Consider the following 20,789-nt stretch of genomic DNA (forward strand, 5'->3'; position numbering starts at 1 on the left):
TTGATCGTATGGCCTCTGCTTCGCAGCCGGAACTAGATACAAATCTGCCAGGGGTACGCCTGTTGCAGGAATGGATCCGCGTTGGCCTTGTGCTGCAGCTGGAAATGGCAAATGGCTCGCTGCATGAGGGCATTTTGCAGTGGCAGGATCCAGAATTTCTAGCCTTGCAATCAGTGGGAAGTGAGTGGCCAAAACTAATTAAGCGCAACCAGGTAAGCCAAATTTCAAGCATGAGCTTGGCTAAGGAACCAACACAGGTCACAATTCCTAGTTCGCGGCCTTGCCTGCCGCCGACATAAGCGATCGCATGCAGAGCTCAACCAACCGCTACAGCCCCGTTGACTTGGAATTCAAGTGGCAAAAACGCTGGGAACAGCTGGGGCTGCATCGAACCCCTGAACCAAGCCAAAATCGCAGCGAAAATTTTTACGCCCTATCGATGTTTCCATACCCATCGGGAAATCTGCATATGGGGCATGTGCGCAACTACGTAATTACAGACGTGATTGCCAGAGTTCAAAGGTTGAAAGGCAAAAGGGTATTACATCCAATGGGCTGGGATGCATTCGGCCTGCCTGCGGAAAATGCTGCAATTGAAAGGGGTGTTGATCCTGCGCAATGGACCGAACAAAATATTGGCCAGATGCGAGAACAACTAAAGCGTTTAGGTTTATCGATAGATTGGGATCGTGAATTCAGTACTTGTGAGCCAACATATTACCGATGGACCCAGTGGTTATTTCTCCAATTCTTTGATGCAAAACTTGCTTATCAAAAAGAAGCAAATGTAAATTGGGATCCTATTGATAAAACAGTTTTAGCAAACGAACAGGTAAACAATGAAGGGCGCTCCTGGCGATCTGGAGCAATTGTTGAAAAGCGGAAGTTGAAACAGTGGTTTTTCAAGATCACCGATTATGCAGAAAACCTATTGAGTGATTTAACAAGCCTCGAGGGCTGGCCGGAAAGGGTGCGTACGATGCAAGCCAATTGGATAGGTAAAAGCGTTGGTGCCGAAATAGATTTTGATCTTATTGATTCTAATCTAAATACAGATTCCCTGCGATCTAAAATTAAAGTTTTCACAACAAGACCGGACACCTTATATGGCGTAAGTTATCTAGTTCTAGCACCAGAGCATCCACTTGTTGATCAGCTCACCTCAATAGAGCAAAAAAAACAGGTAAGCGAATTTCAAAGCATGGTTGCCGCCACAAGCGAACAAGACAGACTTGCTGAAGATCGCCCTAAAAGTGGAGTGGCCCTTGGTGGCTTGGTACAACATCCAATAACAAAGGAGGCACTTCCTGTTTGGATAGCAGATTATGTTTTACCCGATTACGGAACCGGTGCAGTGATGGGTGTACCCGCCCACGACGAGAGAGACTTTAGTTTTGCAAAAAAATACAACTTATCGATTAAAACTGTTGTTGTACCTGCTAACACAATAGCTGCAGATGATCAGACGGTAACAAACATTAATTCAGAACAAAGCTCTGCCTATACAGAACTTGGTTTGCTTGTTAATTCAGCTGAATTCAATGGCATGGTTGGTGAGGAGGCAAAAAAAGCCATTATTGATAAAGCAGAGCAAGCCGGTTTTGGCAAGGCAAAAGTTACATTTCGATTAAGGGATTGGCTGATCTCACGCCAACGCTATTGGGGTTGTCCGATTCCAATAATTCATTGCGAGAAATGTGGCGCAGTGCCGGTACCCATTGATCAGCTTCCCGTGAAACTTTGCAAACCTGGTGATAATATAGAGGAGGTTAAATGTCCTAAATGCGCTAGATTAGCAAGCAGGGAAACTGACACGATGGATACATTTATGTGTTCTAGTTGGTATTTTCTTCGTTACACAGATGCAACGAATAAGAATTTACCTTTTACCAAAGAAAATGCATCTGCATGGATGCCCGTAGATCAATATGTTGGTGGTGTAGAGCATGCAATCCTCCATCTGCTATATTCAAGATTTTTCACCAAAGTATTATCTAACCGCGGCTTAGTTAACTGCGATGAACCCTTTAAACAACTGCTTACCCAGGGGATGGTGCAGGCAACTACCTATCGAAATCCAAATAGTCAAAAATATATTTCACCAGCAAATATTGGCGATTCGCTAGACCCCACAGATCCTGATACTGGGGAAAAACTTGAAATACTATATGAAAAAATGTCTAAATCAAAATACAATGGCATCGATCCAGGCTTAGTTATAAACAAATATGGCGCTGATACGGCGCGAATGTTTATATTATTCAAGGCCCCAGCTGAAAAAGATCTTGAATGGGATGATGCAGATGTTGAAGGACAGTTTAGATTTCTACAAAGAATCTGGCGTGTATGCCAGAATGCTTTGGAAAAGGGCATTTCCATATCAAATACAACAAAAAATGAAATAAAAAATACTTCAAATGCTGATAAAGATTTACGCAGAGCAATCCATGGCGCAATTCAAGCAATATCAGAGGATCTGAGCGGCGAGGAACTTCAATTCAACACAGCGGTGTCAGAATTGATGAAATTAAATAACGCATTATCTACTAATTTTGATCAAGCAGATCCATCAATTATCCAGGAAGGGTTAGCAATTCTGCTGAAGCTTCTTGCACCTTTTGCTCCACATTTAGCCGATGAACTCTGGCTTCAATTGGGTGGCGAAAGAAGTGTTCATCAACAATGCTGGCCAATTGCCGATTCCAGTGCCCTAGAAAGAGACACCATAACTATTGTGTTGCAAATCAAAGGTAAAGTAAGAGGAAATCTGGAAGTAGCTGCAGATATTGATTCATCAAAATTAGAGGAACTTGCTTTAGCTAGTGAAGAAGCAAAAAAATGGCTGGATGGAAAAAACCCTAGCCGGGTAATAGTTGTTCCGGGTAAATTAGTTAATTTAGTGCCTTAAATTTAGCATAGGCCCGGACATATTCATCCATAGATGAACAGGGCATCCATTCAGCCCCCATTGCATGGGCACCGCTACAACCAAGCTGCTTAGCTTTTTTCTCCGCTAGATCCTTGCTGGGGAACATGGTTGATTCTTTGGGGGCTTGGGCAATGCTCCACCGGCTTGGATCGATGCGGATTGGGCCCATGCCAACCAATCCAGCCCAAGCAACTCCCATGGTGGTTATGCCAGCTGTAACAACACCCATGTTTACTGCCGCAACACTAATCAAACCCATCCCAACGGCCCCAAGTGATACAACACCCATTGGTACCACACCAATGGCAATCACTCCCATGGGCACAACACCAATGGCAATAATTCCCAAGGGGGCAATGCCAGTTGCAAGTAATTTGGGTTGGTGCGAGCAATCAGAAGTTTTCATTAATCTAAGCGCGCGCCTAAAAGAATGCTAACAGCATAACCAATCAACGAGAACGCCATATTAAAATATTATTTACTTTGAATAATTTTCTAAAATATTAAGGCCCTTTTGAATAAATTTAGAGCCCTGCTCTTTAAGCCGTTCTTGATCATCTTTATACACACAAGATTGTGTTTTAAATTGAACTAATTTTGTGTGAGGTTCATACCAAACCTGCTTAATTTTACAGAAGCTCCTACCTGTAATGCCGGGCTTTTGCAAATAAACATCACCTTGATTACAGATATATCCACCATTAGCCTGCTGCACGCATTTGCTCAAATTTTTAAAAAAAGGAGCGCTACCAGAACTCCATTTAACATTATTAGCAAATCCAGCAAAGGAAACGGGATCGGCACTAAAAGGGGCAGCATGAACTGAATTAACGAATAACAGGCCAAGGATTAGATACAGCGTTTTAAAACTGGTTGTCATGGGTATCAAAACAGCTCTCCTACTAGATTAACCCCCTAACCAAAGCCAAGCTTGGGCCACTACGCCCAAAAGGGCTAAAACTCTTTAGAATTCCTTTATCCTTCTCAGCCGGTTACCGATGGCTTGCCCATATCTATTTGTACTAGCGGCAAACTCTGGCGACTTGCCAAGCATCGCAGCAGAAGATTGCCTGGAAGAACTTCACAGCCGGGTTCTATCAACAGGCTTCTGCCTAAGGATTCATAGATGTCCTAACGATTGGAAGAGTGATATTGAAACATTAGTAGAACAAGGGGAGGCAGTTGCTGAGGGTCATAACCCTTTAGCAGGTGAGAAGGGAAGTTTACTTTGCTGTGATGCGATTATTCCCTACTATGAGCCAAGCAAACATTGGCTAGGAATTTATAAACCCACAGCAAATAAATGGGAAATAGTAGATAAATTCCTGTTAAGGGATGCAGATAATGAGCCATGTTGGTTCTACCCCACTGAAAATGGCACATACCTCTCTTGGCATTCGAGGTTAAAGTTAACAACTAAGCCTGGAAAGCTTGCGGAGCCAGAGCTTTTAGAAAAAGTCGATCAGTATGCAAGAGAAAAATTACATGTACTTTGGTCGTTAATGGCAGATGAGGAGGAGATGACATGCGTTGGCATTACCTATAAAAACCTCAGAATCGACTGGGGAATCGTAAGCTGCAAGCCAGAAGCCTTTTCCACATGGAGCTCGTTCAAAGTAAACGATATGGAACCAAAACCACTGGAGGTAATTTCTACAATTAGTACAACAAGAAAAATAACTACATCAGGCCTTGCAAGCCATTAGTTCAACAATCCAGCGAGCCGGAACCCGTTCAACGTCTCCACTGTCTACGTTGATTAAGTGCACAAATGCTGGAGTGCGGTGATGGGGTAAGGGAATAACTTCGCCAACACGGCCAATAAACCATGGCCTTCCTACCCCAGCCACCACAGCCAAATGGCCAGCCTTAACCTCTTTGTAGCGATTCGGATTTGCCCGCCGCAGGGGTTCAACGGCCGGGTCTGTTTCGAAACAAGCCATAGGTTCAAGCCGCTGAAACCGGTACCAGCAAATTTTAGTACATTTATACCCATAGGTCAAGCGTACTAGGGTCGATTGATTCCTCTGGCTGAGCAAGCTGGCATAGCGAGGCTTGCCAGCGCAAAATTGTGATGAGTTGGGGTTCCTAGGCTTGAGATATAATTGCAAAACAAACAAAAATGAGCTTGGTAAGATTGCAGCTAAATTTATAGCTTTTGATAAAATAGATAATATTGAGCAATTGGGTAACGGCAATGTTAATGACACCTTCAAAGTAACCCCTATTGACAAAAATCTCAGTCCATTTGTACTGCAAAGAATAAATGGCAATGTTTTTAAGCAGCCTAAGGATATTATTAAAAACACACTTTCCCTTATTGAGCATCTAAGTAATAAGCTACCTACAGGCAACAGCTTTATAAATGGGCGAGCTTGGCAGGTACCGCTATTACTACAAACACTAGAAGGCAACTCTTTCTGGCACGAAAACAATGAAGACATATGGAGAGCCTCATCTTTTATAACGTCTTCATATTCGATTGACAAAATTGAAAATCAAAGCCAGGCATTGGAAGCCGGTTCGGGATTAGCCATTTTCCATAAACTTGTTTACGATCTACCCATAGACGCCTTAATGCCAACAATCGACTCATTTCATGTTACCCCAGTTTATTACAATAATTATATCCACATACGTTCTATTAGGAACAATGAATTATGCAATAGCGCAGAATGGTGCATTAACTTTATCGAGGCTCGATCTTCCATAATTTCCATTCTTCAGAATGCTATCGATTCCGGAGAACTTTCTGCACGAGCGATTCATGGAGATCCTAAAATTAATAATCTTTTGTTTGATGAGCGATCAAATAAAGCAGTATCCTTAATCGATCTTGATACAATAATGGCTGGTCTTCTGCATTATGATATTTCAGATTGCCTGCGCTCATGCTGTAATCCAGCCGGAGAAGAGGAGGAGGATTTAAGTAAAGTATATTTTGACATAAACACTTTTAGTACATTTCTACGGGGATATCTGGAAATTGGCCGACATTTTCTCAGTAGTAATGATATTAAATACTTATACGATTCAATTCGCCTAATGCCTCTTGAACTTGGCATTCGATTTTTTACCGACCATCTTGATGGTAATCAATATTTCAAGGTATCTAGTAAAAACCAAAATCTTTCAAGGGCAATGGTTCAATTCAAGCTTACAGAGAGCATTGAACAGCAAGAGTTAGCAATACGTAATTGTATTGAGGAAATGAGATGAATAACCATTCCGCCCTCCTGCTTCCGCACCACAGGCCAGAGGAATTGATTGGCCTACGCCTTGCAGCAGCAGCAGTTAGAAAAAATCAGTTTTTATATCTGCGTTATCGGATTGAGGGGCCGCTTGAAGAACTTCTGATCCCTGAATACAAACCACTTGGAATCAGGAAGAACAATCTATGGCAAAACACATGCTTTGAAGCTTTTTGGGCAGAAGCAAATTCAACAACATATTGGGAGCTTAATTATTCCGTTAATTCCGATTGGAATATCTATAAATTTAGTAACTACCGCTCCAATCAAGTGGAGGAACAATATATTCCAAATTTTAAACCAATTCACCACCAATCAATAAATAGTCTTTCAATTGGCTTAACAATCGAGCTGCCAGCTTGCATAGCTGCAGATACAAACCTAGAATTTACTTTCACGGCTGTGCTTGAGCAAAAAAATGGTAATTTAAGCTATTGGGCCCTAACTCACAATGGAGTTGATCCAGATTTTCACCGTAGAGATAGTTTTCTTCTAGAACTTTCAAACTAATGAAAATGTCTATAAAAAAAAGGAGAGACCTGGTTTTCCTCATCCTTGCTGGTTTGTTTCTTGGCACGATGGGGATGTTGAATATTCTTGGACTTAGCCGCTTTCTAACGCTTGGAACAATTGGTAATTGGCCAATCGTTGTTGCCGTTGGTGCCTTGCCCTATCCACTCACATTCCTTTGCACTGATCTGATTAGTGAATTGTGGGGAGAGGATAAGGCGGGCCAACTAGTTTGGGTTGGTTTATTACTTAATGGCTGGATTATGTTGATAATCTGGTTGGGGGGAATCCTTCCTGGAAATGATTCACCTTTATATTTTGAAATGCAACGTCTTGCCTTTGGTGCAGTTGGTGCATCGATGGTTGCCTATATGGCTGCGCAGTTCACAGATGTGCGTTTATTTCATTTTTGGAAAAGATTCAGCAATGGCAAAGCCCTTTGGCTTCGTAATAATGGCTCAACGCTTGTAAGTCAGTTGGTGGATACAACAGCAGTGGTTTTAATCAGCCATTATGCAGCCCATGTTCTGCCTATCCAAGCAGAAAAAGCCATTTTTCCCCAATTGGCAAGCTTTGTGGCAAGTGGCTATCTTTTCAAGTTAATAGCAGCCCTATTAGATACGTTGCCGTTTTATCTCCTGGTGGCGTGGTTGCGTAAATGGCTGGAGGTTCCGGAGGAAGGCCAAGAAATTAATGATGAATTAGTGGCTTCTTCTTGAATATCAAGACTCTTCATTTGACAACAATAAATCCCTTGCTGCATTAATCCTTTGCATTACTACTATTTCACCACCTTGATCAGGATGGTGCTCTGCAGCGGCCCTCTTATATGCACTTTTTACCTGTGCCTCCCTCAAGCGGCCAGCAAGGGGTAGCTGCAGTATTCCCCTTGCTTTTATGGCGTCCACATCTGGCGCCTTGCCGAGGGGGGAGCGATCTGCTGCCGATAACCCAGTTCCCTTGCGCTTATGGCCTTTTTGCTTAGCGGATTTGGCCCCACCACCAAAGCCTTTTTTGCTACTGGGCTTAGCTTCTTCCTCCTGCTCCGGAGCAGCCGGAGCTCTTAGGGAGAGTAACGGGAACATAATTTGCTTTTGGTTCACCAAATTCTCCCACTGGATCAAGCCATCCCCAAACCGTTAGGTAGCGATTTCCTCGCTCCAACACATTGAGTTGAGTTAGGGAGGCATCCCTTAACTGCTTTTTTACTTCAGCAACAGTGAATGCAGCCCTTAAGGAGGCTGCATAATCGGCCTTTAAAACCGCAGCTAGATTTAAGGCTTCCGTATCCATGAGAAGATCAAATTCATTTTTATTCTTTGGCCTTCGCAAATCGTTTACCACCACACAAGCACCATTGAATGCCAATTTCTTAACGGCGCTCCAAAGAACAGATGGTTCATGAAGATGATGCAATAAACTATTACTTATAATTGAAATTTGCTGCCTTGAAACTATACCTTTTAGCAAACCAAACCCGTTGATGCTGCTAAGATTTAAGCATTTATATTTTATTCTAAGTGAAAGTTCTTTGTTGTTAATAAGATCCCTCCTATATTCTGCAACCTCAAGCATTCTTGGGGCGCCATCGATGCCAAGAACATGGGCATCGCTCCAGCGCTTTGCTGCAAGTTCAGTAATGTTGCCTGGTCCGCAACCCAGATCAATTATTTGCTCGCCCAAACCATTGGGAAATTGTGCTGAAATAAATTCAATTAATTCATTATCTGATCCACTGAAATTTGCAGCTGCATAGGCATCAACCTGAGCTGCCCCATTCATTAATTCCGGTTCAGGCTCTCGCTTCTCAAACTCTTCCATCGGAATTTTCCTTAAAGTGGGCTCGCAGCCCCGCTCTCAGCGATGATGTCATAACCGTTTTGATTCTATGGCCGGCATTAGAGATCAAGCCTTCATGGCCACCTGTGGTCGGTTGGCAACCCTGCTAAATCTGAGTGCTTCAACCGCAAGGCAGAGGGTTGACTACCAAGCCTCACAGAAAGGCATCAAGGATGCTGCAGGCAGGCTTGAAATCGCTGAGCAAATGCTAGAAGCCGCAAAAGCAAACAGCGTTCAACAGGGGCGCCTGCTCGACGCGCAACTTAATGCCCTTGAAAGTGAGGCAAACTTCCTTGATGAGGATTAAATAAAATGGGCCGAGAACAATTTTCAGATATATTAAATTTGTTGAGGCTACCCAAGCCAAGAGCTGTTGACATCATCCCTCTATTTGCGCAATTAGAGCATGATTATCCCTGTAATGTTGAAAACCAAATTGATGATCTAACAGGGGTTTGGGAATTGCGTTGGAGCAGTAGCAATGCCCCATACCTGCAAGTGCAACCGTGGCTTGACAACCTGCAAATATTGTTGCCTGCGGATAATCGCGCTGTTAATTTGCTAAAGTTACCAGCGCCCTTAGGGGGAATTGCTGTTGTAGCTGAACTTCAGATACAACCACCAAAACGGGTTGGTGTAACATTCATAAGGGGCGGCTGGATTGGGCCAAAGTTTGGACTGTTTAAGCCTAAACTACTCACAAACATCAAGCAGGAATTTCCAGCTTGGCTAGATGTTACAGTTTTAACTAATGAATTAAGGCTCAGCCGTGGCAGTAATGGAACCCTTTTTGCTTTAATTAAAAGGCATGATCTCAACACCTCTGAACTTACATCCTCATTATCCCTATGAACATTGATGAAAACCTATGGCAAGATCAATGGTATCCAGTTGCCTATCTAAGAGATCTTTACAAAGCTAAACCCTGTCGATTTGTATTACTTGGTGAACCTTTGGTTATTTGGTTCGATAAACATTACAAGGGTTGGCGAGCTTTTATTGACAAATGTCCCCACCGTTTAGCTTCCCTATCAGAGGGGAGATTAAATGCTAATGGTGAGTTGGAGTGTCCCTACCATGGCTGGTCTTTTAATGGAATGGGAATTTGCACAAAAGTTCCCCAAATATCTGGAGAAATTACAATCAGCAGCAGAGCTAATTGCAAGGCCTATGCCACTGCAGAAGCCCAAGGCATGTTGTTTGTTTTTAGTGGTGATTCATCCATAGCTTCAACTAAGCAATTACCAGTGGTAAACATACTTGATCAAGCGGGTTGGTTTTTACAAGATACGTTTAGGGATCTTCCTTACGACAGCCAAACCCTGCTTGAAAACGTTTTGGATGTTAGCCATGTGCCCTTTACCCACCACGCCACCGTAGGCAAGCGTAGTAACGCTGGGCCCGTGGAATTAGAAGTTCTCACGGAGGGCCCAGAGGGGTTCACTGGCATCTGGAATGAGGGGCCTCGCCAGGGGCGGCTTGGCACTCAACACACCACATTTATGGCTCCTGCGTTGATGTGGCACGACCTTACCGCCAAGGGTTTTGCCCGCATTCTCACCGTGGTTTATGCCACTCCTACCCTGCCGGGCAAATGCCGTTTGTTTGCCAGATTTCCTTTCCAGTTTGAAAAACCAATCACGGCAAAAGTGTTAGCATTACGGCCAATATGGCTGCAACATATAGGCAATAATTTAGTTTTAGAAGATGATCAAATTTTCCTGCACCATCAAGAGCGAAATCTCGAGGCATCGGGCGGATCCGGTTTATTATTGAAATCTTGTTTCTTACCCACAAGCGCTGATAAATACATTATCGCTTTTCACAACTGGATTAGCAAATATGGTGGTTATCCATTTCCAGGTAAATCTCTTCCTCCCTTAATTAAAAGGCATGAATTGCTTGATCGCTTGAATTCACACACACGTTCATGCGCTAGTTGCAGCGCCGCCTTAAGGCGTTTTGAGTTAGTTCAGAAAATAGTCCCATGGCTAATCTTATTGCTGTTGATTACTACTATTTACAGCACTGGTTTTTATCCTAGGTTGTTTTTAATATTTGCCATGCTTATAACGCTTGCAATTAAGCAACTAACAAATGGCTGGCTTGTTCAATTGCGCCACGGAGATGGCATGCCTCCTAGGAATCAGGGCAATTGATACCGTTGGTTTGCTGGCAGCGCCTCGCAAAATGTTGGATCGCAGCTAAATAAGATTAATTGCAAGCCTTGATTAGCGCCTTTTTGCAACAGTGCAGAAACCCAGGGCCAACGACCTGGGTCTACATTACTGAATGCATCATCAAACACTAGTGGTAAACAACCGCTGTAGGCGTTCGCAAGCACCTCTGCCATTGCTAGGCGCAGGCTGGCAGCAAGTATTTCCTTGGTTCCCCCACTGAGCGCTGAAAATTCCCAGGCAACTGCAGAATCACCCCGTTGCCACTGCAAATTAATAAAGCCCTTATTGCTTTGGTATTCGAGGCTGCTTTGCATAGGCCCTGGGAAACAGCAGCTGAGATAGCTATCCAATTTTTTGGTAACTGGTTCGGTGTATTGAAGAGCCATGGCGGTTTGTTCCTCTTGTAATAACTGCCTCAACAAATCCAACATCAGCGCATCCTGCTCCAACCTTTCCCGCTCGGAAATGCGGGCCTCGAGGGCAGCTTCCAACTGCTCCCGCTGGGCATAGCGATCATTGATACCATCTGCTCTCAGCAAGGCGCCTGCCGCTGCTACTTTCTGCAATGCCACCTCCCTTTGCTGATGGGCATGGCTGCTGTTAAAACCTTTGTATCCAGGAAAATCAGAACTCAGTTGTTTTTTCAATACTTCTTGCCTCTTTTCCAACTCAGATATGTTTAAATTTAGTTTGCTAAGTTGGCCATCTACTTCATCAACGCTACCAAAACGCTTAAGTAATTCTTTTAGCAAGGTATCGGTTTTTACAAGTTCTTCCTGCTGAATATTTATCAATTGATTGCAATTCGCAAGCTGCTCACGCTGATTGGTTAACTTATTATCTAATTGATTAAAAGCCTGTCTTCTCTCCCTGCCAATTGGTACCAAATCATCTAATTGCTTGCGTAAATCATCAATAGATGCAATGGGTAACTGATCATTTATATATTTTTCTAGCGCCCCTCGCAAATCCTCAACAGATTCAGAAGCTTTTTCGGCTTGCAAACGTTGTTGTTCTGCCAAAAGCTCGCTACGGTGTCTTTCTAGATGGACTGCTTGCTCGATATTTTCCACCCTCAAACGCCGTAGATCAGCATTTAGAGAGCTTTCAAGAAATTCATGCTTGGCCATAGCCTGAGCCACCTTGCCTCCGTCCCCTGGAATTATTCGCAATTCCAGGCCAGCCGTTTGCAATATACTTGTGGCATTTAGGCAGGTTGATGAACCGATATTTAGGGGCTCACCATTTACGTATACAGCTGATTCAGCCATTAACAATTCAACTTTAGTGGCAAGGCTTTGCATCGTTATTTCCGCCAGCTTAAGCTGTTGTTGCTTATCCCTTAATTGCTCCACAATGCCTAAATTGATATCAGGTAAATCAAGCAATAACTGCCGTAATTCTTTGTCACGCTGTATATTTGCTTCCAAACTCAGCAGTTTTTCTTCGATTGTTGCCTTCCGAATTGCCTGCTGCAGTTGCTCAGCTTCCTTTACGGTTGAATCAAGTATATTATTTGCCCCATTGCGCTCCTGTTCAACGATTGGTATTTGCTTGCACAACTGATCCCTTGAAAGAATCAATGGTTCTAATTTATTCTTCAAGCTATTGGATTCTAATTGCAATGAACTTAGTTGCTCTTTCAGATCATTTAGTGGCTTTAATTGGTTTATTAGCTGAGCCTTTTGCAATTCCAAAGGCTCTAATTGCAGTAATAGTGGTATTAATTGATCAAGCTCTGCCAAGCTTGCGCTTGCAGCAAACTGATTATCCCGTGCCTCCTGCTGTTCCTGCAGAAGTTTATTTATTGCACTTAAATGTTCTTTGGCCTGCTGCTCTTCCCGCTGGGCCATGGCTAGGTGTGAACCTGCTTTGCCGATGCGACCTTTATCGGTAAAGGAGTTGCTCCAGCGCTGCTGCACAAGTTCAACAACCCGTTGATCCAATTGAGATTGGATTCCTAATTGACCAGAATCCTGTAGCTGCTCCAACAGTTTTTTTTGGTCTAGGGCCCCAACACCTAAGTCCAATGGATTTAAGCCCGCCGTTCCCTGCCATACCCATAGATGTCCCCACCTTTCTCGCAATTGTTCGCCCACCCGGGCCCGTTGCACGGCAGCAGCTCCCACCAATTCAGCAAGTTCATCCTCCGCTTTGTCCCCTTGCCAGGTGTTGCCGGCAGAACTGATCAAACTGGTGCTTCCCCTTGGGCCAGCAAAGCGTTTGCGCAATGTGTATTGCAACAAACCTGCCTTGAATGTCAGCGTTATCTCTGGGTCGCCAGCGGTTGGTTTGGCTCGCATCTCCTCGAGCAATGCACCTGAACAACGGGATGGCAGAAAAAGGGCTCGATGCAATCCCTCCACCAGGGTGCTTTTTCCAGATTCATTGGCCCCGATCACCACATTGAGGCCTGGGCAAAATTCAATTAAGGTCTGTTTGTGCAGGCGGTAGTTGCAGAGTTCAAAATCAATTAGTTGCATAATTCTGCTCCATGCAGGCCCAATGCAATTCCCTTAGGGCAAGCAGGGCAAGTTTTGCTTTGTGCTGATCATCGCTACCACTGAGAACCTGCAGGCGTTGGGCAACCCTTGCAATTAATGGATCACTGCTTCTAGCTGTGAGTTGCTGCAATTCAGAGCCGTTAGGGGTGAGCTTAGTGTGATCTTTTAACTTTAAACGCAGCAACCTTGCCTCTAATTGCTGCAGCCGATTTTGTAATTTCACACCTGCATCCAGGCTTAAATTTCCATCTAATTCCAATAAAAGTAAGTCTATGCCACTTCGGCTTCCAATCAATTGCTGCAGATTCTTATCCAGTAGGTCTAGATCTGCATCGCTGCCAAAACGATGTTTGTATTGATGCCATGCCCCTAAACCCGTTGTTTCCAGATTCACCTGGGGTAGCTCACACCGCTCAGCTTGCACCACAAGGGCCTGGGAACTTTTGTAGTTATCACCCTTAGGGAAGCGATCGGGTTCAGGGCAACCCGAATACCAGGCTTTTGCAGCCACTTTTTTCAAGCCATGCCAATCACCAAGGGCGATGTAATCAATTGATTCAATCGGCAAGGCGGCCAGATTTAGGCGGTTGGTTGCCGCTAGTGGATTTTCATCATCGCTATCAATTAATTCATCGGCGCCAAAACCATGAACCGAACCATGGGCCACCACCACACGGGGCCGCTGATCAAGTTGGTCAAATTTGTAATTTTTTAGCCAGCTAAGCGGATCTTCCGTATCGGCCTGGCGATTCAAGGGGCAGGGCAAGATCAAGGCGCCAGGGAGATGCAGAGGTTTGCGTTCCAATAAAGGTTGAAGATTTGGTGCTAGGTCGTCTTTGTAGTTTTTAAACCAAGCCTCGTGCCAAAAGCTGCCAGCACCGCCATGGTCGTGGTTACCAGGGATTGCAAGCACAGGCACACCAATCGCGCCGATTGCACTGCAGGCCTGGGCCACATCGGCACGGGTGGGTTCAATCGAATCAAATAAATCCCCTGCTACCACTACAAATTCAAGCTTTTCCCGTTGCACCACCTCAGCTAGCCGCTCGATAACGTCAAAGCGCAACTGTTTGAGGCGAGCTTGTTTTTCTTGGTCCTTAACTCTGCCGTAGGGCTTCCCCAACTGCCAATCAGCTGTGTGCAGAAAGCGAACCACTGGCAAAACCAATCCCTACCTTTTTAGGGTGGACGTCAAGCCAACCTGTAGGGTGTTACGGAATCCCGGGGAAGGTGGTTCAACAACCCCTATCCCCTGAATGACCTGCCTCAAGCTTTCGATCTGAATGACTCTCTACGTTGGCAACCTCTCCTTTGATGCGGAGCAGGAGGATCTGCGCCATCTTTTTACCGAATATGGCGAAGTGAAGTCTTGCAGCCTCCCGCTCGACCGCGAAACTGGCCGCAAACGCGGTTTTGCTTTTGTGGAACTCGTTAACGAGGCCGATGAGCAAAAAGCCATCGACGACCTCCAAGACGTTGAATGGATGGGTCGCATGATCCGTGTAAACAAAGCTGAACCCCGCACTGGCGGCGGCGGCGGTGGTGGCGGTCGCCCAGGTGGCGGCGGCGGCTACGGCGGCGGCGGCGGTCGCCCAGGTGGTGGCGGCGGCGGCTACGGCGGTGGTGGCGGCGGTCGCTCTGGTGGCGGCGGTGGCGGCTACGGCGGTGGCGGTGGCGGCGGTGGCAATCGCTATTAATCGATAGGAATAACTGATTCCTGTTTAGGCAAATATGCCCTGAAAGCCACCCCATAAAGGGTGGCTTTTTTGTGCGTTCACTAATTTTTGCTCAGGTTTTTTGGTATCAGTTGCTACACAAGCTGCTGATAAGTTGGAAATAAGTGCCTGCCATAGCAGTTGAGGGGACGCTTAGGGCTTTAATTGGAAAAAGCGATTCACCGGATCCCATGCCCTCGCCCCAGCGTCTAAGTGCTATTGAGCAAATCCAGCTGCGCGGTTCCTATCCAGCTGAAACAGCCAAGCCCCTAGATGAACTTTGGGCTAAGAACGTTTTCACATTGGAGAAGATGAAGAAGGCACTCCCTAAAGAGGAGTTCAAAATGGTGCAGCGCACCATTCGGGAAGGGGGCAAGCTCGATCCATCTGTTGCCAATGCCGTAGCCCAGGCAATGAAGGAATGGGCTACCAGCCACGGGGCCCTCTACTACGCCCATGTGTTCTATCCGCTCACCAATTCCACAGCTGAAAAACACGACGGCTTTATTGCTCCCCAGAGCGACGGAACCGTAATTTCAGAATTCACCGGGAAATTACTTGTTCAGGGTGAACCCGATGGTTCATCTTTCCCCAATGGCGGCTTGCGCTCAACCTTTGAAGCTCGCGGTTACACCGCATGGGACATCACAAGCCCTGCCTATTTGATGGAAACCCCCAACGGGGTAACCCTTTGTGTTCCAACGGTATTTGTTTCCTGGACAGGGGAAGCGCTAGATAAAAAAACACCGCTATTGCGATCCAATGCGGCAATGAACCGCCAGGCCAAGCGGCTTCTAACGCTCCTGGGAAACACAGATGTGGCTCCTGTTAATTCCAGCTGTGGCGCTGAACAGGAATACTTTTTAATCGATCAAGCATTTCTAAACCTGCGTCCCGACCTACTACTGGTGGGCCGCTCCCTATTTGGTGCCGCCTCAGCAAAGGGTCAGCAATTTGATGATCATTACTTCGGAGCAATTCCTGAACGGGTTCAGGTGTTTATGCAAGACGTTGAACAGCAGCTCTACCGCTTAGGAGTGCCCTGTAAAACGCGACACAATGAAGTTGCCCCAGGACAATTTGAAATTGCCCCTGTTTATGAGGCGGCAAACGTGGCAACGGATCACCAACAGCTGATCATGACCCTGCTGCGCAGCACCGCCAAAAAACACGGTTTAGCCTGCCTGCTCCATGAAAAACCATTTGCTGGCATCAATGGTTCAGGGAAACATGTGAATTGGTCTGTGGGTAATTCAACCCAGGGCAACCTGCTGGATCCCGGCAATACCCCCCACGAGAATATGCAATTTTTGCTGTTCTGCGGCGCCGTAATCAGGGGTGTCCATCGCTTTGGCCCCCTGATGCGCTCCGTAGTAGCAACAGCGGGCAATGACCATCGCCTCGGCGCAAATGAGGCTCCGCCAGCAATCATTTCGATATATTTAGGCAGCCAATTAGAAGATGTATTTAATCAAATCCTTCAGGGGGAGCCAAAATCATCATCTTTAGCTGGAGTTATGCAGTTGGGTGTTGATACCCTTCCCGAATTCCCTAAGGATCCAGGCGATCGCAATCGCACCTCGCCTTTTGCTTTTACTGGCAATCGCTTTGAATTCCGCGCCGTTGGTTCTGGCCAATCGGTTGCTGGCCCCCTAGTGGCGATGAACACAATCCTTGCCGATTCATTGCAATGGCTTTGCGATGAGTTAGAGCGCTGCATCCAAGGTGGGGCATCCTTACAAGATGCCGCTTTCCAAGTGCTTAAACAGGTAATGCAACAGCATGGGTCTGTGGTATTTGGTGGTGATGGTTATTCAGAGGAATGGCATCACAAAGCTGTTGCTGAACGGGGACTAGAGAATCTGCCCACCTGCGCTGATGCATTGCTAGTGCTTGAAAGGCCTGAAATAGCAAACCTTTTTGAAGGCCAAGGTGTGCTAACTCGGGTTGAACTACAAAGCCGTTATGAGGTTTATGCAGAGCAATACATTCTTGCCATTGAAGTAGAAGCAAAGCTGGCATTGAGGATGGCCCGCACTCAAATTCAACCGGCAGTGCAAGGCAGCCTTGGCGATATGAGTGGCTCCTTAATGGAGCAGAAAAGTTTGGGCTTACCAGTTGATACAAGTTTAGTGGAAAGGATTTCAGCACTCAACAGGGAGATGCAAGAGCAATCAGCTTTGCTAGAACAGGCCTTAAATAGCCCTCCCCATGGCAGTGCCGCCCACATGAAGCACTGCGCAGAGGTGCTGTTGCCCATAATGCTCAAACTGCGCCAAGCCGCCGATGCTTTGGAGGTGTTGATAGATGATGACCGCTGGCCTCTTCCCACTTACCAAGAAATGCTATTTATACGATAACAATTAAGCTAAAACTTTTTTAATTATGGGTTGGCTGGTGTGTGCTGCTTTTGGAGACGGTTAATCAACTCTTGCGGGAGGGGTTGACTCTCCTCCGCAGGAATAATTACCTCTAAGTAAGCAGCACCACTGTGGTTGCTAATACAAGTAAAGGCATTTTCCAATTCAGCCACAGTGCTAGCTTTACCACACCACCAATTCTTACAGCCCATAACATTAGGTAATTCTGAATAATTCCAATCGGCAAGAATATTATAATCATGGCTACGGTTGCTCAACATATTTTCAACACCATAAACCCCATTGTTTAAGATAATTATAACTGGATTGATATCATGTCTTCCCATAACACCAATTTCCTGGGCGGTTAATTGATGGGCTCCATCACCACTTAATAAAACAACCCTGCGATCAGTTTCAGCAAGGGCAACACCCAATGCGGCAGGCGTAGCCCATCCGATTGAGCTCCATAAGGTTTGATTTTCCATATCCACACCATCTGGCAACTTCATTGGGCCAATTTTCAGCATGCAGGTGCCAGCTTCCAACACAAGAACATCACCAGCCCGCAAAAAGCGTTGCAATAGCGGATAAAAGTATGCAGAGCCCATCGCCTCAATGCCCTCTGCATTAATTTTCATGGGAGCCAAGGGTTGAATCAACCGCTTACCATGCCATGGATAGGCGGTATCTTTATCCTTGTGCCATTCAATCAAGCCCTCGAGCATGTCTTGAAGGGCAACACTTGTAAAAACCGCTGTTAATGATTGAACCCAATCAATTCGCAAGTTAATAATTTTAGAGGGGTCAACATCATCCGTCCAGATTCCAGTATTAAGATCTTCTGTAATCAACCCGCCAATATCTAACACTAAATCAGCATTTTTAATGAGCTGTTGTAGTTCATTGGGCTGGGACATCTCACCGCTATATACACCTAGAAAAGCAGGATGGGATTCAGTTAATACGCCGCGATCCATGGGCGCTGTGGCATATGTGAGCCCAGTTTGCTCTAGGAATTTTTCAAATAAATCCCTCAATCCAAAACGCACTAATGTGCGCGTTGCAATAACCACTGGATTTTGAGCGCGATTAATTCTTTGTGTTACTAGAGCAAGTGCACCGCGCAATTCAGTTGGATCACTTTGGCGTTGACGGATAGAACCAATCGGACTACCCCTAAAGGGGGTGCCCTGAATTGGCATCTCTGCCAAATCCATTGGCAGTAGCAAATAGGCAGGTTTACTTTCCTCCAAGGCTTTATCAATTAGTCGCTCTAATTCGATAACAACATTTTCAGGACTTAAACGGGCGCTTACACAACAAGCGGCCGCAGAAATTGGTTCAAAATTTCCAAACACCCCGTCACCAAGGCTGTGGTGTGCAACTAATCCTTGCTTAACAATTCTGAGGCTTGGGGCCCCCACCAAATGGAACACGGGCAGCTTTTCAGCCATTGATCCCATCACCCCATTTATTGCACTGAGTTCACCAACCCCATAGGTGGTAGCCAAAATCGCAGCACCCCGGCGCCTGGCATAGCCATCGGCTGCGTAGGCGGCGTTTAATTCATTGGCAGATGCCACCCAGGTGAGTTGCGAATTCTCTTCAACAGCATCATTGATTGGGAAAGAATAATCTCCCGGCACACCAAAAACCCTGTCGATTCCAAGATCGGCCAAACGTTGAAGTGTGTATGCAACTACCGATAGAGAATTGCTGCGATTATTTGAAACCACAAAGATCAAACTGATTGTAAATTAACTATATATATCAAAAAACAACTTTGGCGGAGCATTTATACTCAGCAAAGCTGCGTGAACAAATGAGAAGTTTCGTGGTTTGTAGCTGAAGAAGTTATGAAGACGACAGAAGACATGGCTTTAAAGCTTGATAATCAAATGCGTAATCCCCTAAAAAATTGGCACCGTTGTCACAAGCCCAGCGCCTATATCGGTTAACAGACCTCAGTGGAGGCGCTCACCCTGAATTAGACGATCTTTACGATTCCTTTGAAACAGCCTGGCAAGATGCCCAGGTTTGGTGGCTTAGCACAGCTAAAAATCCCAAGGAAGCAATGGCCATCGGGGTAGAAGTAAGCACACCCTCAGGCCATTGGCGAACCTTGAATTATCAATGCCAGCCCCCTAACTAGGCAAAACAACCAATTTTTTGCTCTAGGCGATTAACAACCTCTGGCCAGCTCAAATGGATGGGCTTAGCTGGGGCTTGCCCGCGCAACTCAGAATGAAAATGTACAAGGATTTGATGGTGTAACTTCGCCACCTCATCGCGGCGAATTCCTTTTGGCAACTCACAAACCATCAATGGATGCCCATGGCGATCTGTAAGGGTGATGTGTTGAGCAACAGCAACAGGCATGGGACAGATCGCAACCAACTGATCCGTCCTAAGCGCACTATGGCCAAAAACGAAAAACCCTTACTTTGATTTCCATTTCCACACCAAACCGCTTCGATACAGCCTTTTGAAACTGGGCTGAGCTATCCAAAAAAATCACAAATCAGTAAAGCCGGCTCAAAACAAAATCAGGCAGGGCCAGCAGTGCTGCTTTTGATTGGGAGGGCGCAAGAAAATCAAGGCAGCTGGCAGCCTCCCGGGCGAAGCGTTCGGCCAGCAGGCGAGAACGGGCGATGCCTTGGCTTTGATCAACAAGGGCTAAAGCCTGTTTTAAATCATCTGGTTGATTAAATTCCCGCTCAATGATTCCAGCCAGAGCTGGAAATTCCTCCATCGCATAAATAACCGGAGCAGTTAGGGTTCCAGAGGCCAGATCAGATGCAGATGGTTTACCTAGTTGAACATCGTCTGAGGTGAAATCAAGAATGTCGTCTACAACTTGGAAGGCGAGTCCCAGAAGCCTTCCAAATTCATATAAAAGAGCTAACTTGTCATCACTTAGATCAGATAGAACGCCGGCCGCTTTTGCACTATTTGCCATTAGTGAAGCCGTTTTTCTATAACTTTTCTCCAGGTAGGTTTCGAGGCTTTGGCCGGTGTCGTAGCGGTAGAGCCCCTGCCTTATCTCACCTTCTGCAAGGTCCATAATCACCCTAGAAAGCAACTTAACAACTTCTAGATTCTCTAAATTGGCTAAGTGCCAACTGGATTGAGCAAATAAAAAATCTCCTGCCAACACCGCAACTCGGTGGCTGAATCTGCTGTGAACTGTGGCAACTCCCCTACGGGTATCGGCCTCATCAACCACATCATCGTGAACCAAAGATGCGGTGTGGATCATCTCGGTTATTTCAGCCAAACGCCGCTGCTTTGGTCCCAAACCACCATCGATTGCCCTGGCAAGTAGCAGCACGATCCCAGGCCTGAGCCTCTTGCCCCCGGCACTAAAAAGGTGCTCAGCTGCCGCTTGCAGGATCGGATGCCCCGCACCGATCAACTCCCTTAGATCGCTAAGCAGATCCTCAAGATCAGACTCAACGGGCTGGAGCAGTTCTGCAACCGTGGTCATGGATTCGCCCG

22 protein-coding genes are annotated in these 20,789 nt (G+C 45.8%); 12 read left to right on the plus strand and 10 right to left on the minus strand.

Annotated features, from left to right (window positions below; translation table 11 throughout):
- The first annotated feature begins 8 nt into the window (after nucleotides 1-8).
- Both KBY68_RS04540 and leuS read left to right on the plus strand, forming a co-directional pair.
- Nucleotides 9-299, plus strand: coding sequence for an Hfq-related RNA-binding protein (locus KBY68_RS04540; RefSeq protein ID WP_193464821.1), 291 nt, complete (start codon nucleotides 9-11; stop codon nucleotides 297-299).
- Nucleotides 300-307: 8 nt separating this feature from the next.
- The gene (gene leuS, locus KBY68_RS04545; RefSeq protein WP_255096165.1) at nucleotides 308-2,908 is read left to right on the plus strand and encodes a leucine--tRNA ligase; all 2,601 of its coding nucleotides are present in this window, start codon (nucleotides 308-310) and stop codon (nucleotides 2,906-2,908) included.
- On the opposite strand, the gene KBY68_RS04550 is transcribed toward leuS, so the two are convergent.
- Together KBY68_RS04550 and KBY68_RS04555 are read right to left on the minus strand one after the other, a co-directional pair.
- Nucleotides 2,892-3,335 carry a DUF3721 domain-containing protein gene (locus tag KBY68_RS04550; RefSeq protein ID WP_255096058.1) on the minus strand — a complete coding sequence of 148 codons (444 nt, stop codon included), beginning with the start codon at nucleotides 3,333-3,335 and terminating at the stop codon, nucleotides 2,892-2,894. The two genes, leuS and KBY68_RS04550, sit on opposite strands and share 17 nt — an antisense overlap.
- Nucleotides 3,336-3,407: 72 nt before the next feature.
- Complete coding sequence (locus KBY68_RS04555; RefSeq protein ID WP_255096059.1) at nucleotides 3,408-3,809, minus strand: hypothetical protein; 402 nt, start codon at nucleotides 3,807-3,809, stop codon at nucleotides 3,408-3,410.
- A gap of 163 nt (nucleotides 3,810-3,972) precedes the next feature.
- Here KBY68_RS04555 and KBY68_RS04560 point away from each other — a divergent pair, with 163 nt between their 5' ends.
- Entirely contained in the window at nucleotides 3,973-4,635 is a 663-nt protein-coding gene (locus KBY68_RS04560; protein ID WP_255096061.1) for a hypothetical protein, read from the plus strand.
- Here KBY68_RS04560 and KBY68_RS04565 read toward each other — a convergent pair.
- Nucleotides 4,615-4,872, minus strand: coding sequence for a hypothetical protein (locus KBY68_RS04565; RefSeq protein ID WP_106499989.1), 258 nt, complete (start codon nucleotides 4,870-4,872; stop codon nucleotides 4,615-4,617). The two genes, KBY68_RS04560 and KBY68_RS04565, sit on opposite strands and share 21 nt — an antisense overlap.
- A gap of 112 nt (nucleotides 4,873-4,984) precedes the next feature.
- Here KBY68_RS04565 and KBY68_RS04570 point away from each other — a divergent pair, with 112 nt between their 5' ends.
- Genes KBY68_RS04570 through KBY68_RS04580 form a run of 3 tightly spaced genes read left to right on the plus strand, consistent with a single transcriptional unit; the run spans nucleotide 4,985 to nucleotide 7,409 of the window.
- Nucleotides 4,985-6,148, plus strand: coding sequence for a phosphotransferase enzyme family protein (locus KBY68_RS04570; RefSeq protein WP_255096063.1), 1,164 nt, complete (start codon nucleotides 4,985-4,987; stop codon nucleotides 6,146-6,148).
- A 44-nt stretch (nucleotides 6,149-6,192) separates the two neighbouring features.
- On the plus strand, nucleotides 6,193-6,690 hold the full coding sequence (locus KBY68_RS04575) for a DOMON-like domain-containing protein (protein WP_255096064.1): 498 nt from the start codon (nucleotides 6,193-6,195) through the stop codon (nucleotides 6,688-6,690).
- A 5-nt stretch (nucleotides 6,691-6,695) separates the two neighbouring features.
- Nucleotides 6,696-7,409 (plus strand): queuosine precursor transporter, encoded by a 714-nt coding sequence (locus KBY68_RS04580; RefSeq protein ID WP_255096065.1) that lies wholly within the window; start codon nucleotides 6,696-6,698, stop codon nucleotides 7,407-7,409.
- Nucleotides 7,410-7,412: 3 nt separating this feature from the next.
- Here KBY68_RS04580 and KBY68_RS04585 read toward each other — a convergent pair whose 3' ends face one another.
- Together KBY68_RS04585 and KBY68_RS04590 are read right to left on the minus strand one after the other, a co-directional pair.
- Nucleotides 7,413-7,775, minus strand: coding sequence for a molecular chaperone DnaJ (locus KBY68_RS04585; protein WP_255096066.1), 363 nt, complete (start codon nucleotides 7,773-7,775; stop codon nucleotides 7,413-7,415).
- Entirely contained in the window at nucleotides 7,717-8,511 is a 795-nt protein-coding gene (locus tag KBY68_RS04590) for a class I SAM-dependent methyltransferase (protein ID WP_255096067.1), read from the minus strand. Before KBY68_RS04590 ends, KBY68_RS04585 begins: the two co-directional genes overlap by 59 nt.
- A gap of 67 nt (nucleotides 8,512-8,578) precedes the next feature.
- On the opposite strand from KBY68_RS04590, the gene KBY68_RS04595 reads away from it, so the two are divergent.
- The 3 genes from KBY68_RS04595 to KBY68_RS04605 are packed head-to-tail and all read left to right on the plus strand — an operon-like array spanning nucleotide 8,579 to nucleotide 10,688.
- Complete coding sequence (locus tag KBY68_RS04595; protein WP_255096068.1) at nucleotides 8,579-8,836, plus strand: DUF8658 family protein; 258 nt, start codon at nucleotides 8,579-8,581, stop codon at nucleotides 8,834-8,836.
- A gap of 5 nt (nucleotides 8,837-8,841) precedes the next feature.
- The gene (locus KBY68_RS04600; protein ID WP_255096069.1) at nucleotides 8,842-9,381 is read left to right on the plus strand and encodes a PAP/fibrillin family protein; all 540 of its coding nucleotides are present in this window, start codon (nucleotides 8,842-8,844) and stop codon (nucleotides 9,379-9,381) included.
- Nucleotides 9,378-10,688 (plus strand): aromatic ring-hydroxylating dioxygenase subunit alpha, encoded by a 1,311-nt coding sequence (locus KBY68_RS04605; RefSeq protein WP_255096070.1) that lies wholly within the window; start codon nucleotides 9,378-9,380, stop codon nucleotides 10,686-10,688. The genes KBY68_RS04600 and KBY68_RS04605 overlap by 4 nt, the downstream gene beginning before the upstream one ends.
- On the opposite strand, the gene KBY68_RS04610 is transcribed toward KBY68_RS04605, so the two are convergent.
- Both KBY68_RS04610 and KBY68_RS04615 read right to left on the minus strand, forming a co-directional pair.
- Nucleotides 10,676-13,192, minus strand: a complete 2,517-nt coding sequence (locus KBY68_RS04610; RefSeq protein WP_255096071.1) for an AAA family ATPase — start codon at nucleotides 13,190-13,192, stop codon at nucleotides 10,676-10,678. The two genes, KBY68_RS04605 and KBY68_RS04610, sit on opposite strands and share 13 nt — an antisense overlap.
- Nucleotides 13,179-14,369, minus strand: a complete 1,191-nt coding sequence (locus tag KBY68_RS04615) for a metallophosphoesterase family protein (RefSeq protein ID WP_255096072.1) — start codon at nucleotides 14,367-14,369, stop codon at nucleotides 13,179-13,181. Before KBY68_RS04615 ends, KBY68_RS04610 begins: the two co-directional genes overlap by 14 nt.
- 127 nt (nucleotides 14,370-14,496) lie before the next feature.
- Here KBY68_RS04615 and KBY68_RS04620 point away from each other — a divergent pair, with 127 nt between their 5' ends.
- Both KBY68_RS04620 and KBY68_RS04625 read left to right on the plus strand, forming a co-directional pair.
- Entirely contained in the window at nucleotides 14,497-14,910 is a 414-nt protein-coding gene (locus KBY68_RS04620) for an RNA-binding regulator (protein WP_255096073.1), read from the plus strand.
- A 209-nt stretch (nucleotides 14,911-15,119) separates the two neighbouring features.
- Entirely contained in the window at nucleotides 15,120-17,288 is a 2,169-nt protein-coding gene (locus KBY68_RS04625) for a glutamine synthetase III family protein (protein WP_255096074.1), read from the plus strand.
- Between the two features lie 23 nt (nucleotides 17,289-17,311).
- On the opposite strand, the gene KBY68_RS04630 is transcribed toward KBY68_RS04625, so the two are convergent.
- Nucleotides 17,312-19,027, minus strand: coding sequence for an alpha-keto acid decarboxylase family protein (locus KBY68_RS04630; protein ID WP_255096075.1), 1,716 nt, complete (start codon nucleotides 19,025-19,027; stop codon nucleotides 17,312-17,314).
- A gap of 182 nt (nucleotides 19,028-19,209) precedes the next feature.
- Here KBY68_RS04630 and KBY68_RS04635 point away from each other — a divergent pair, with 182 nt between their 5' ends.
- The gene (locus KBY68_RS04635; protein WP_106500215.1) at nucleotides 19,210-19,443 is read left to right on the plus strand and encodes a hypothetical protein; all 234 of its coding nucleotides are present in this window, start codon (nucleotides 19,210-19,212) and stop codon (nucleotides 19,441-19,443) included.
- On the opposite strand, the gene KBY68_RS04640 is transcribed toward KBY68_RS04635, so the two are convergent.
- Together KBY68_RS04640 and sds are read right to left on the minus strand one after the other, a co-directional pair.
- Complete coding sequence (locus KBY68_RS04640; protein WP_106500214.1) at nucleotides 19,440-19,670, minus strand: hypothetical protein; 231 nt, start codon at nucleotides 19,668-19,670, stop codon at nucleotides 19,440-19,442. The genes KBY68_RS04635 and KBY68_RS04640 overlap by 4 nt on opposite strands.
- A gap of 142 nt (nucleotides 19,671-19,812) precedes the next feature.
- The gene (gene sds, locus KBY68_RS04645) at nucleotides 19,813-20,778 is read right to left on the minus strand and encodes a solanesyl diphosphate synthase (RefSeq protein ID WP_255096076.1); all 966 of its coding nucleotides are present in this window, start codon (nucleotides 20,776-20,778) and stop codon (nucleotides 19,813-19,815) included.
- Between the last annotated feature and the right edge of the window lie 11 nt (nucleotides 20,779-20,789).

Source organism: Synechococcus lacustris Maggiore-St4-Slac, from assembly GCF_024345595.1.
In the GTDB taxonomy this organism is placed as follows: domain Bacteria; phylum Cyanobacteriota; class Cyanobacteriia; order PCC-6307; family Cyanobiaceae; genus Synechococcus_D; species Synechococcus_D lacustris.